Here is a 13,533-nt window from a genome sequence, read left to right on the forward strand (position 1 = left end):
CAAAAACCGTCAAAACGGACATTGCCAAAAGTGCGTGAGATAAATGTCTAATCACAGAACTGTAATCCTGAGGCTCGCTTGGGTAGGTTGAAATCCACACACTAAAAAAGATTTTCTAGATGCTAAAATCCGCTAGAAAATATCGTTTAACCTGAAAACACTATACGCTTGTGAACAGCCTCAGCGACCAGCGGTCCGCGCCTAGACCCGCTCCTGTTAGGACGAATAGTATTTGTTACCATAGCTGGCATAGGCTCCGTAACGCCCCCCATAACCGTAGCGTTGCATACCTTTGACATCAACCAGAGACAGGACAGGCGAAATGCGGTTGCTTTCAATCAAATTCAGTTGGGCCATCGAGGCTTCTACTTGATGTTGATCCGTCTTGTCCCACGCGACCAAAAACATAATCCGATCGGTCAATCGTGCCAGAATCCTTGCATCCGTCACGACGAGCAATGGTGGCGCATCAATAATGATGAAATCATAGGTCTCTCGTAGCTCTGCCAAGAAATTTTCAAACGCGAGCGATGAGAAGAAGTCTGCGGCGTTGACGGGTGGGCTCTTTTCACCAAGGAGGATGTCAACGTTTGTACTTTCGTCGGTGAAAATGCAGTCTTGCACTGGCACATCGCCTGCCACTGCAGAGGTCAGACCTGCGATGACTCCGGTGGGCGCGGAAAAATAGTTGTCGAGAGAGCGGCGGCGTAAATCGCCCTCGATTAGCAATACCTTCTTGCCTAGCCCCGAACAGCTATACGCCAGCGCGACCGCCTGTGTTGTCTTACCTTCCCCCGGAACCGAGGAGGTGGATAAAATGACCTGCGGAGTGTTCTCTCCCCCCGTCAAAAGCAAGGATGTACGCATATTCCGAATAGATTCTGCCGCCGCAGACGTCGGGTTCTCTCTGAGATAGGGGATCAGTGCATTGCGTTTTCGCAAAGGCATTTTGGGAATTTGGCCATGGGTCGCTAAGCCAGTCACCGCTTCTAGGTCTTCTGCGGTACGGAATTTGTTATTACGGACCTGACGGAAGAAAATAATCGCGGCACCGATGACAAATCCCATTATGGCCGACAATAAAAGAATGCGGCTCTTGCGTGGTTCAACGTAGCCTCCCGGTATGGCTTCCGACAAAATCCGGCTATCGGCGTGATGTAGTCCGCGCTGAACCGAGGTTTCCTTCAGGCGAGTTAGAAACGTTTCATAAAGTGTCCGGGTCGCCTCTGTGTCACGCTCAAGCTGCTGAAGTGCGATAAACTGATCGGCCTGTTGTGCGACATTCGTATCTAGGCGATCTAGCGATATCTGAAGGGCCTCGGCCTGGCTTTCGGCACGGAGCAAAGCCGACTGTGCTTGCTCAATGCTCTGATCGAAGCGGGTGAGAAAGACTCTTCGGGCATTCTGGTCGCCATTGTTGGCCGCCGCCAAGTTGCGAGAGAGTGCAGGATTTTGCACGGCCGCAGCCATGAGATCGTAATCTTCGGCCGCCCGCAAGTCTTCGAGATAGGCCACCTGATTACGCTTACCGCTGACATCTACTTCAGCTTGGGCCAAACGGTCACGGAGATTACGAACCTGCTGGTAAAGTGCTTCGACGGCTTCTGTCGTGGTGACGTCTATTTCAGATGCTCTTTGCTTGAGCGTATCTTCTTTTTCTTCCAACTCGGCTTCAAGTTCTACCACACGTGTGGACAGCCAGTTGATGGCATTTTCGGTGGTTTGGAATTTTACATCTATCTGGTCTTGAATGTAGAGACGCGCCAGTGTGTTGGCGATCAATTTTGATTTGGCGGGACTGCCTGTCTTTGCACGGATCACAAACACATAAGTACTGCGTTGATTGATCACGGATATAGATCCGCGTACGTTTTCAATGGTCGCGTTCAGTTGTGCATCTGCGTTTGGGGTAGTGCTCTCTTCTGGGCGGCCCAAGCTGGATAAAATAAATTCACGTAAAGCCGTGCGTAGCTGACCGCTGGAAAATTTCGGAGGTTCGCGCAGTGCCGCGTTGAATTCCGGATCCTCGGTGAGGTTCAATTCCTTGACAAGATAGCGCATCAAGGTTCGTGAACGCAGGACCACAAGCTCTGTATTGAGTGCAGATGTATCGGTCGAGGCCCCGGACACAACACTTTCGATATCCACGACCTGATCATTTTGCGGTTGCAAAGCAAGGGTCGCAACCGCCACATATTTTGGCGTCGCCGCAACAAACGCCTGATACCCTCCCAGCAGAATGGTAAGGGTCATGCAAAAGCCAATTAGCCATTTCCCTCGCCACAGCACGGACACGAGAGATAAAATGTCAATATCTTCTGAGTATGAGTTCGTTCCAGTTCCAGAACTGGTTGGGTTCTTAGCCATCGCGGAAATTTCGGTGCCCCACTAAAATTAGGTTCACCTTTAAGGTCTTTCACGCCGCAAATCCATAATAAATATTTAGATTTCCCAGGTGCAAAAGGCACCGCGCGCCGATCTAGGGCACCATTAACCACCATGTCACACACTTGTATCCTCAGACACGCGGTATGGTGAATAGCATTGTTCGGTTTCTGCCGAACGCACTGCTCGAGACCTCCGCAAATGCTTGGAGATGCCCGATGCCCCTGCTTGACCCCTCAACGTTCCAGACGGCCACAGATGCCATAGAAGCCATGGGCCATGTAATGGCCCATGCCCGGTGCTATGTCTACTCTGGGGACTCTGACAGCCTATACCCTCTATACGAGGATTCCGGAATGACGCGGCCTCTGGCTAACCCGATCATCGCGGATGCAGAGGGGGCATTTGATTTATGCTACATCATGGAGGGCACTTATCGGATGCTCATCTACTCTCAGGAAGGACAATTCCTGTATGAGAAATTGGAGGCCTTCGTACAAGACACGATGGTTCCTCAGTGTATAGGTGAGTTTCAGGCCGTCCCACAGCTTTTGAGCGATACTGTGATGTCATATGATGTGACGCGGAAAAGGCAAACCGTAACGGAAGGCCGTTTCGTAACGGTTTTTGGCGGGCCGTATGGTTATCAGATCGCATCCGCGGACGCCACGGACCACGATCTGATCACCCAGGGCGGTGTCAAGCTATATGCGGTTCCAGACAATCAGGGTTTTGTTACATTCGAACAGCTCGGAGCTGTGGGCGACGGGGTGACCGATGATCGTGCCGCTTTTGTCGCGGCCGCAGGCCGAAAGGTGCGCGGGACCGTAGGGGCAAATTACTGGATCGACATTGGTGGAACGACACCGGATGCCCCCTTCCGAGACACAATACGCCTCACAAGTGGTACACATTGGAATTTCTCCCGTGGTGGAAAAATGTCTTGGGATTATTGGGGGGCTCCTCTGTTATGGATATCTGAAAATGATCATGATGTGACACTCGTTGATCCATTTTTTGAATGGAGCGGATACGCCGAAGACTACACACCAGATAACATCGACTACACACCTGCGCAGGTTTTCCTGACAGCGGACATAAATTCGTTCTTTGGTGCATCCGCTCTTGGGCGCGGCGCGGCTTGCTGCCACATGCTCATCCAAGGGGCTTCTGACGTGACAATCCACCGCCCCCGATTTCAGTCAAAGCTTGGCACGGCACGGCACGCCATTTTTTCCTGTATCACATTGCGGCCAAAGTCAGATGAGAGCAGCGGCGAGAGACTGACGATCACAAACCCCTCTTTTGATGATTTTGTCATGGGTATTGTTGGTGGGGGTATCAACAGGGTCCGGATTATAGGCGATATTTATGGCGGGCGTTACGATGATTATGGTGCCCTACCTTTGGGGACCGCCCCTGGGCATTTGCTTTACCTTACGAAGGTTGGCCTACAGGATGCGCAAATGGAGCACCTTGAGATCGGCCAAATATATGATCGCGGAGACTATCTCGGCACCACACCAGGAGCGCATGGGTTCAATACCCTCAAGCTGCGGAATGTCCTGAACTTCAGGGTTGGGGGGATTACGTCGTTTCGCCCACATGGCGTTTTGGATGGATCCGCCATGCAAAATGGCCATTTTGGCCCAATGCATTGGTATGCGGACACGGTTTCAACACAGTCCCCAAGCAGCCTGTCAAATGCGGTCTTTAGAATAGCCCCGGACGCAGCCGAAGCGGTTAACAGTCGAAATCTATATTTCGAAAAACTGGTTGCCTCCTACGGCGACCTTCCCGGGGTAACCCCCATAATTTTCAAGGGCATCGATTCCAGTAACCTCGATAAAAACATCACCGTAGCCAGCGCCTTTATCAAAACAACAAGTCAGAACCCGTCTGGCACGTTTGAAGTTGTCCAGTTGGTATCCCAAGATTCGTGTACAATCGAGAGTCTCTCCTTGGATTTGAGCGAAGCCACAGTAGATACTGTTGGAGTCAACATTGGCGAAAGCACGAAAAATGCACGTTTGGGAATTCGGAAACATCGGGGGAATTTTCCGATCCGGTTTATCAACACTGCAACTGCTGGGGTCGGGAACACTCTGCTCATGCAGGACAATGTGGCTGGGGCAGAATCCTTTGTTGGTGACTTCAACAATGATCAAAAATATCAGATGGCACAGGTTCCAATCACTGTTGGCGGCAAAATGGCCAACAGCCTCAATGCCACAACACACTCCGCCAGCTTTGTGGTCCCCAGTGACGGTGTGTATTCCATCACCGTTGTCGCATATCGCAAGAACAGGCCTACACAGGATTCCATTATACGAACATGGCAAGTGGGCAAATGGGATGAGGCCGATCTGCAATGGTGCACACCACTCACCGAAGAGATCCGGCTTGGCTCGGGTTTGAGCAGCCTGTCGGTCCAGTGCGCCACGGGGCAAGTGGAAGTGGTCGCCACCACCGAGGCCGTCGAAGACGTCGAATGGTATGCTTCGGCAACACGGGTCATGATGCTCAACGGTGTCTGAGCCCCGGACCCTTTACACGCCCAGATCGTAGTTGGGCCCCTTTGAGTTCAAAGTTATCTCAAAGGGGCCCAATAGCTATGGGTTGACCCGTTTTCTGCAAGCCCCCCTAAATCGATATTTAGCTCTGAGGAAAGAAAAGGGCCAGTTCAGCTTCGGAGAAGCCTACAGCCTGTGCTGCCCGTCGCCAACGTGGATCACCGGGACGGAAACCTGGGTCTGCAGAATGCAGTTTGGATGTGTCAAACGTAAGCGGCGGGCGATCAGCGAGCGCGTAAATCCGGTCCAGATGCGCCTGAGGCCGCGCGCAAAAATCTTCAAAGGACAGCGAGATGAAGCGCTCACCATATAGGGCAGAACCATCACGTTCTAATGTTCTTCGGCTAGCAAGCCACATGGCCATCAGCTTGTGAATAGCCGGGGCGGTCGCACGCGGAGCAATGACACCCGCAGTTTGCATCAGAGCCTTTGTCTTTGGCAAAATAGGATCCCGATACAGCTGCTCCATCCCCCAGCTGTCGAAATAGGACGGGCGCAAGAAGAAGCCGATCTGGTGTAGCTTTTGGCGCAATGGGGCTTTGTTCTGCGAGGCAATCATATGTGAGGATACGAAGGCCGCGGGATGGCGGTAGAGATGCAAGACAACGGCATCTGGCTGAACCTGCGCAATAGCCGGCAATTTTGCGGTCATACGGGTTTCATCCAGCGCCACAGGACCATCGGCACATAGATAGCGCAAATAGGCGGCTTGATCGGGGGTTAAGCCCGGCGTGACTTCCTCGGGGCGGGGAATGGGGGCAAAGCACGCCGCCCAGGCTGCGGGATCTCGGTCGCGCAGAGCCAGAAATTCATCCCAGGTGTGTTTGTGATTGTTTGCGGACAGATCGCGCAGCAGCATACTGAAAGGTTCATCATAGCAGGTTTGGCCAGGGTCCTGGCGTAGCGTGCGCCAAAGCGCGGTGGTGCCAGAGCGGCGCAGGGCCAGTATAATCAGGTTGCGCGGACTATTGGGGGGGGATGAAGCAGGTTCCAAGATTAACCCTTTACGTTTGATGCAGGGGCAGACGGGCTGCGTGTCCCGACGATGTGCGCGGGGTTTCCAGCCGCAACTGCATTGGCGGGGATGTTTTTCATTGCAACCGCCCGGGCCCCAAGGACCGCGCCGCGCCCGATGGTGACCCCGGGGCCGACAAAGGCATCGGCAGCGATCCAGGCTTCGGATTCTACCGTGAGGGGCGCACGCCAAAGCGGAAAGGCCGGATCGCGAAAGTCATGGCTGCCCCCGCACAGATGCGCACCTTGCGAAACCGTGGCCGAGGCCCCGATTTTCATTGGGCCGAGCGCGTATAGGATCGCATGATCCCCCACTGTCGCACCGTCGTCTATCGTAAGGGTCCAAGGTATGATGATGCGCACCGTTGGAAATATCCTCACGTTGCGGCCAATTCGTGCTTTGAACAGGCGCAACAACATGTTGCGCCAGCCCCATGCCAGCCGCGGGCTGAAGCGAAACAGCAAAGAGGCCAATGACCATAGTACGCGGCCCAGCAGTTCCTTGCGGGAATATTTACGGGCGGCCCGGTTGGCTTCGATATCGATATGGGGCGTGTTCATTCGGAAGGTCGCCCCTGATCCAAAATCCGGTCATAGACCGCCATCATATCAGCGCCAAGGATGGCTTCGGAATACGTGTCCTTCATCCAAGCGTAGCCCCGCGCACCCATTGCCGAAAGCTCATTGACGTCTATGGCATCCAAGGCCGTTAACGCGGCTTCCAATGCCTCAGGCGTCGGGTCAATCCAGTCTCCGCAGCGATGGGCCTTTATGCCTTCCCATGGGGCACCTGTGGTTGTGATAACCGGCAGCCCATGGGCCAACCCTTCGGCAATTGCGATGCCAAAATTTTCAGACAGGGTTGGCAGAACCAGGGCATCCGCTTCGTGAAAGGCCGCGCTTTTTGCGGCGTCGTTCACTTGCCCAAGAAACGTGATACGCGCGCCAAGCCCCAACGCCACCACCTGAGCGTTCAACTCCGCCTCAAAGGCGGGGCTGCCGCTTCCTGCGACGGTCAATGTGATATGGTCCGGAAGTCGAGCCAAGGTCGCGATCAACTGATCGATGCCTTTCTTTGGATGCAGGCGGCTTATAAATAAAAGCCTTAGCCGCCCATCCGGGCGGAATACCCGCTGGGGCACCGTATCGGGGACCGCGACAGCATTGGCGATAGTGACAATATCCAATCCCGGCATGCGTCCTGCCGTGGCATCTTTTTCGCTTTGGGCTGTGACATGCAGCACTGTACGCTTGGGGGCGAGACCGCGCGCCAGACTCTCAAAGGCCGTCTTTGCCCGTTTGCGCGGCGCGTCAGCCCATTCTGCGGTGGCTTGAATGGCCCCGCGGGGCGACCAGACCACAGGTTTCCCAAAGATCTTGCACAAGGCTAGTGTCGGCAACGTTGGAAACGAATAGGTCATCGACAGATGGACAAGATCCGCGCGCCGAACCATTCCCGACAACTTCCGCAACATTTCCCAAGAGCCGCTTTGCCCAAAGCTCCGGTGCATATAGTGGACATCGTACCCTTCGGGAAAGCGCGCCGGGTTTTGGTCCAAAGACAGAAATTCCCCGGTTTCAGGGTCCGCGCTATTGGTGGTCAAAACCGTGGTTTCATGGCCTGCACGCACGGCGGCCCGTACCAATGCCGACGTCGAAAAGACCGGCCCTCCCCAAAGAGTGGCGGGTAGATAGGCTGGAACAACATGCAAAATTCGGGCCATTACTTTGTTTCTTCATCCTGCGGTGTTGACGGATTGCCTTGCACACCTTTGCCAATCGGAAACGAGACCAGCCCAAGCCGCCACCACGCGAGACCGACAAGCGCCGTCTTCCAGAAAAAGTCAGCAATGACGGCGGCAATAGCCGCCCCTGCGATGCCATAAGACGGTATGAGCAGATAGTTTAAAACGACATTTATCAGGGCCGAAACCGTGACCAACCCAAACATGAGGTTTTCCCATCCCAACATCTTCGAAAGCTGGATGATAGGACCAAAACTGGCCTTCACCATGCGCGCGATAAGAAGGATCGAAAGCGCGCTGACCGCTGGAATATATTCTGCGCCGAAGGACATCCCAATGATCTCCTCCCCAAAAAAGAGCAAGAGTATCCCCAATGGCAACGCCCCCAAAAACACCAACCGGGCCGAAGCCGTTAATGTGCGCTGAACCGCAACCAGGTCTCCCTTACGATAGGCGCGGGCAATAGAAGGGCCACTCACCATCAGCACCGCTTGATGCACAAACAACGCTAGGTTCGCCCATTGCAGTGCCACCTGATAATATCCGACTTCTTCAGGTGACCGCATAACACGCAGCATCATGATATCGGTTTTTCCAAGGATCAATTGCATACCAGCGACCATGGTCAACGGGGCGATGCTCTTGAGGATTGCGCGCCTGTCACAGGTTGGGGTCAACCCGGCAGATTTTGGCACCAGAATCCAGCGCAGAATAATCAGTGATATCACCAAAGCGAAACCCGCACCGCATGCGTGCATCAACATGGCACTGGAGGCATCAAGGGGTTGGCCGAAGGGGAATACAAGCAGCAGGATAAAACCAAGAAACAAAACCGGGCGAAACAGAGTTTCTACGAGTTGGCCAAGCAACAGACGCTTGAGCCCCCGAATATTGGCCCCCGTCACATTCACAAGGATAAAGGCAGGTATCAGCAGCGCGGACCACAAAATAGCGTCGGCTTCTTCTGCGCTGAGCCAGTCAGAAAGGAAGAACCAATAGACGGCAAGAATGGCGGTTCCAGCCACAAGGCTGTATCCAAGGACCAACCGCCGGGTGAAGATCACAATCCCCAGCACACCCGCCCAATCTCGGTCCACAATCCGAAAGGAAATCTCCCTTACATTGATAGAAGGCAGTCCGGCTTGACCGGGCAGCGCAATCAGGCTCATGATTGCGAATGCAAAGATATAGATGCCGTATTGTTCTGGGCCCATGATCCGCGCCAAAATCAAGGCTGAGGTCAAATTCACGACCATCAGGGTGATGCGGACCCCGGTTGCCTTTGCAACGTTGACTATGAAGCGGTTCTTTTTTGGGGGACCCTCCCCCCCTGCTTCTTCAGCGGATCCGTCCGGCCTGTCACTTGACGAAGTCATAGCCGAACATCTCTAGTTCTGCAGTATAGACAACAGCTACCATCACGCCGGCCATCAGGAGAGAGACTGCGAATATCATCGAGATCCCTCTTTGTGTGCAGCCACAGAATCTGACGCAACTTCATAATCGAAATAGGTCAACGCAGGTGTCAGATAAGGCTCGATCTCGGCAATCTCGGCCCGGTCGCGCTGCTTCCAGTTGTCCAACCGGCCCGGATCAAGCTTGGCGTCCAGCCAATCGGCACTGCGGGCACCGCCATCGTGCCCCAAAAAGGTAAAAAGCGCCTCGGCGGTTTGCCGTGGGTTTCGCAACATGTTTTCGAACCCGACCTCATGGTAGCGATCAGGCCCCAATGCACGGCCCTCGATCGCGGCAAAGGTCGCAACCTCGCGCCACTGCACAGCGCGGGCAATACGTGTGCCGTGCCTTTGTTCGATCTCACGCAGGCCGGCAACACGCTCACCTGACAGGGTCGCCCGCCTTAAAAGGATGCGGCTGGCAAGCGCTGGCATATTGTCTGCAAGGAAGGCTGGAATGCGATCATTTGGTAGATTTCCCAGAGCTCGCATGCGGCGGATGCGGCGCATATAGCGGGTCAGCATTCCGGGGCGGGTGCCGTCACTAAGCAACCCCTCTTCGTCCCAAAGCGCCGAACGTGACAACACATTTGCCCGGCCATCACGTACGATATTGACGATTTTAGCCTCGGGGAAAATCTGGGAGACAAAATCCAACCGCAGCGCATTGCCGGGCGTTTTGTCGATCAAGACACCTGAATGCGTTTCAGACATCACCGCATAGTGACGGCGTATGTAGGTTGAAACAGCCTCGTTGGCCTCCTCAGGCAAGCGCCGATCCGTGGACCGGTATCGTTGCTTATAGTTCCATATATAGCGATTTTCAGAAAGATCGGAAAATCCACCCGCATGCTCAAGCATTCGCGAAAGCAGGTTGGTCCCTGAACGACCCGCACCCACGATAAATAACATTTCGGGCATTTTCGTCATCTAATGCGTTCTCATGGAAAATTAAAAATATGTCTTTTCTCTAGAGGAATTGCAGGAATGCGCCAAGCCCGTAGTGTATGTGCTTCAAACTTAATCGTTACCTCGGTCACATGGGTGCGCTTTGCTGCAATCCGCTCGGCTTTTAGGCATCAGACGGTCTCGCCCGACTCGGTCTATGCGTAAGTGCATCACCGGGCCGGCACTCGGCGGTCGGCCACAATCTCATTGACCCCCTCTCGGCTTTGGATCCGAGGAAAATTCCATGAGGTACCTCATGGTACCAAGAGGTATAGTACCGTAAGGTACCTCAAGGTTTCCCTTGGTACGCTAGGCTAGCTTATGGTAAGGTAAGGTAGAGTTCCGAAAAGGAACCAATACCGAGCAGACAGATAAAACATACAGGACCCAAATCATGCCCGTGATTGCCTTCGCCAATTCCAAAGGCGGGAGCGGTAAGACGACCAGCGCTCTTTTGCTGGCCCAAGCGCTTGCCGCCCATCGCCCAACCACCATCATCGACGCAGATCCACGCCACCCCATCACCACCTGGGCCGACAAACCCGGCCGCCCTGACGCCCTGACGGTCGTCACCAACAACTCTGAAAAAACCATTCTGGATGAAATAGAAGAGGCCGCCGCCCGCGATCCTTTTGTCATCATAGACCTTGAAGGGACGGCCTCACGATTGATGAGCTATGCAATCAGCCAGTCTGATCTGGTCATCTTGCCAATGAAGGAACAGCAACAAGATGCGCTGGCCGCTTTGGACGTCATCCAGGAAATACACCGCGACATGAAGGCCACCCGGCGCAACATTCCGTATTCGGTGCTGCTAACCCAGAGCCGGGCCGCAGTGAAATCACGTACTGCGCGCCATATCTCAGCCCAGTTTCGAGAAAATGAGCAAATCGATACATTTCACACCGAAATTCACGAACGTGACGCCTTTGCTGCGATGTTTTCAATGGGCGGGACCATCGAAAACATGTCGACCAAGCTGGTCAACGGATTGCCCAATGCGCTTGCCAATATCGAAGCCTTCCGCGCCGAGGTGATCGCCAAACTGCGCGCCATTCGTGAAACAGAAACCGGGAAGGTGGCCTGATGTCTGAACGAGAGCCCTTGGCCATGCCCAATTTTGACACTGACCTAGATGATTTTTCACCGCGCACCCCTGGACCAGCAGGACAGGGAGCACCGGTATCCAAACCCATCCCGCGCGCCGCTGAAACCCGAAAAGCCGTCGACGCAGTATCACTCTTTCCATCGCGTGAAGCTTCGACTGACGGCCAGCTGAACCTCAAAGGTCCTCAACATGTGCTCGACCGCTTTAAGGCCATGTGCAAGGCAGACCGCCGCCCCTACTATGACATGTTGGAAATTTTGATGGATGGGCACGACAGATCGAAAATGTAACAGGCTTCCCAATCTTTGGGGCCACTCTGTGCACCTTTTGGCTGACTAATTCCCCGGCGAGGAGCGCAGGGCAGGGCGCCCGCCGCAGCGGAAAATGTCATCCCTAATAATTGCCCCCCTTCATTTCCCAATTCGGTCCTAGCCGTCAGCTCCACAGCATCCTCATTGAGAGACTGTGGCGATCACTGGAGCGGGGCTTGCAAGGGGCAATCAAAATAGATCTCCCATAAGACACCTATGTCTTCTCTCAGCGCAGACGATGAAAATCATTCGTAGAATTCGAGATGGAAATGTGTCAAATATCAAGCTGGCGTTTACAGGCTCTATTAACTTGAAGCCTATTAAACGTTTCAATTAACCTTGGCGTATTGGACCAAAGTGACTGAAGGGAACTGACATTGACTGCATACCCTCAAGGTGACCAAGTTGAAAAAACCTATAAAAAACGCGATCCCATTCCGGACTACCTGAAGGCTATTTCGATAATCGGCGTGGTATTGATCCATGCCGAAGCTCCGGGATCAAGTTATTTTCGGTTCTGCGTGCCCGTTTTTGTTGGGATTTGGGCAATATTTCTTGAGCGTGCAATCCAAAGTTCAGAAAAACATATCGGCTTCAAGTTGTATGCCTTGGTTCGCGAAAAATTACTATATCTTTTCATACCTTACGCCGTTTGGACTGTGTTCTATATAGCGCAACAATACAGCCTTGATGAATTTTTGAACCTTCCACTCCACACCATTTTTTTTGGCCTCTTCGGAGGATTTGGATTTGCAGGGCAATACTTTTTTATAGTTCTTTTTCAACTCTATTTGTTATTCCCCATTATCCGGTCCTTCATAAAAAAGAATAACTTCCTACCTCTTACGGGGGCATCTCTTCTAATCACCTGGGGTCTTTTATACTCACTATCCGATTGGCCTGTTGCTTGGAAAATTGGGTACAGACCATTTATCTACTGGCTCCCATATACTATTTTCGGCATCTCCATTGCGAAGGGCTTTATTAAGCGTAACGACGCTCTCATTCCTCTGATCATTCCAATTGTTCTATTATTTCCTCTTGAACTGTCGCGCTTCGATAATGGATTCGCTTCATATAATGCCATTAGTGTTTCTCTCGCTTCTCTCTTGTTAATTATGACCTGCGCCCCAGCAGCTGAATCATTTAAGGGAGGCATACTGTCGAACTACTTCAACAAGAAAGACTCTGTTTTTGGTCGTGTAATTCAGTATGTCGGAAAAAATACCTATCCAATCTTCTTGACCAACTTCTTCTTTCTGTCCTTTACCAAGCAAATTGGACCAAGTGGCGGAGATCGTATTGTCGCAGCAATAATAGCAATCCTCGGAGGGTTATTGGTCGGTGAGATTTTCCGCCGAGCAGGTATCGGCATCTTGGTAGGCACACCTGTAAGCACTAAGGATAGAGCCCTCGCGTCCGGGGGTGGGGGAGGTTGATCCTAGTACTGATGTTGTCCCAGCTTAGCTCCGATCTCTTTCAAGCCGTGTTTACTAATGCGGCTGGCGAGACATATGGACCTGTCACGTTTTAGTGCCGCCCAAAGTGCTCGTTTAAGCCACCTTTCGCTCGAAGGCGACAGGACTTTTCCATCCCAATGCCGAATGCCGTCGGCGTGGATTGTAGAACCCGCTTATGTATTCAAAGATGATCAGCTCTGCCTTGATGGCTTTGAGGAAGATCTCGACTAGCTGCGTTGCCATAACAATTACCCTTGCCGCTCATCGATACCTTGAACCCGTGCTGGCGAAGGATCTTCTGATAATCATACGAACAGTATTGGCTCCCACAATCCGTATAGATGGATGCAGTCTTTGGGCGGCGTGCAGAAACCGTGACAGGTCCAAGACGCTGCATCCCAGCTTCCTCCTCTTTGATTATTACCCGTTCACTTCGGAAGGCACCTCGGTACTGGGCAAGTTTTTCGTCTGAAAGTGGGCTTTGGAAAGTTTCGCAGACCCAATTTGAAGTGCCTGCCAAGGGAGAACGGAGAGT

The 13,533-nt window shown here is 53.0% G+C and carries 10 protein-coding genes and 1 pseudogene; 4 read left to right on the forward strand and 7 right to left on the reverse strand.

The features are described 5' to 3' along the window. Window positions 1-216: 216 nt before the first annotated feature. Window positions 217-2,367 carry a GumC family protein gene (locus C8N36_RS23070; RefSeq protein ID WP_097807005.1) on the reverse strand — a complete coding sequence of 717 codons (2,151 nt, stop codon included), beginning with the start codon at window positions 2,365-2,367 and terminating at the stop codon, window positions 217-219. 236 nt (window positions 2,368-2,603) lie between these two features. On the opposite strand from C8N36_RS23070, the gene C8N36_RS23075 reads away from it, so the two are divergent. Continuing rightward, window positions 2,604-4,922, forward strand: a complete 2,319-nt coding sequence (locus C8N36_RS23075; RefSeq protein ID WP_141468272.1) for a hypothetical protein — start codon at window positions 2,604-2,606, stop codon at window positions 4,920-4,922. 118 nt (window positions 4,923-5,040) lie between these two features. On the opposite strand, the gene C8N36_RS23080 is transcribed toward C8N36_RS23075, so the two are convergent. From C8N36_RS23080 to C8N36_RS23100, 5 genes are all read right to left on the reverse strand, one after another. Further along, window positions 5,041-5,952, reverse strand: a complete 912-nt coding sequence (locus tag C8N36_RS23080; RefSeq protein WP_170125974.1) for a sulfotransferase — start codon at window positions 5,950-5,952, stop codon at window positions 5,041-5,043. 2 nt (window positions 5,953-5,954) lie between these two features. Further along, window positions 5,955-6,533 (reverse strand): LbetaH domain-containing protein, encoded by a 579-nt coding sequence (locus C8N36_RS23085; RefSeq protein WP_097807008.1) that lies wholly within the window; start codon window positions 6,531-6,533, stop codon window positions 5,955-5,957. Further along, on the reverse strand, window positions 6,530-7,696 hold the full coding sequence (locus C8N36_RS23090; protein ID WP_097807009.1) for a glycosyltransferase: 1,167 nt from the start codon (window positions 7,694-7,696) through the stop codon (window positions 6,530-6,532). Before C8N36_RS23090 ends, C8N36_RS23085 begins: the two co-directional genes overlap by 4 nt. Beyond that, a complete protein-coding gene (locus tag C8N36_RS23095; protein WP_097807010.1) occupies window positions 7,696-9,093 on the reverse strand; it encodes an oligosaccharide flippase family protein in 1,398 nt (465 codons plus the stop codon). The genes C8N36_RS23090 and C8N36_RS23095 overlap by 1 nt, the downstream gene beginning before the upstream one ends. A 75-nt stretch (window positions 9,094-9,168) precedes the next feature. Beyond that, on the reverse strand, window positions 9,169-10,092 hold the full coding sequence (locus C8N36_RS23100) for a sulfotransferase family protein (RefSeq protein ID WP_170125975.1): 924 nt from the start codon (window positions 10,090-10,092) through the stop codon (window positions 9,169-9,171). 421 nt (window positions 10,093-10,513) lie between these two features. On the opposite strand from C8N36_RS23100, the gene C8N36_RS23105 reads away from it, so the two are divergent. From C8N36_RS23105 to C8N36_RS23115, 3 genes are all read left to right on the forward strand, one after another. Then, window positions 10,514-11,206, forward strand: a complete 693-nt coding sequence (locus tag C8N36_RS23105) for a ParA family protein (protein ID WP_097807012.1) — start codon at window positions 10,514-10,516, stop codon at window positions 11,204-11,206. Further along, on the forward strand, window positions 11,206-11,517 hold the full coding sequence (locus C8N36_RS23110) for a hypothetical protein (protein WP_097807013.1): 312 nt from the start codon (window positions 11,206-11,208) through the stop codon (window positions 11,515-11,517). The genes C8N36_RS23105 and C8N36_RS23110 overlap by 1 nt, the downstream gene beginning before the upstream one ends. A 398-nt stretch (window positions 11,518-11,915) precedes the next feature. Then, complete coding sequence (locus C8N36_RS23115) at window positions 11,916-12,977, forward strand: acyltransferase family protein (protein WP_170125976.1); 1,062 nt, start codon at window positions 11,916-11,918, stop codon at window positions 12,975-12,977. 114 nt (window positions 12,978-13,091) lie between these two features. Here C8N36_RS23115 and C8N36_RS23120 read toward each other — a convergent pair. Continuing rightward, window positions 13,092-13,369 (reverse strand): annotated as a pseudogene (locus tag C8N36_RS23120) (IS3 family transposase); the annotation flags it as partial. Between the last annotated feature and the right edge of the window lie 164 nt (window positions 13,370-13,533).

Origin of the sequence: Pelagimonas varians (assembly GCF_003208435.1) — a bacterium.
Taxonomy (GTDB): Bacteria; Pseudomonadota; Alphaproteobacteria; order Rhodobacterales; family Rhodobacteraceae; genus Pelagimonas; species Pelagimonas varians.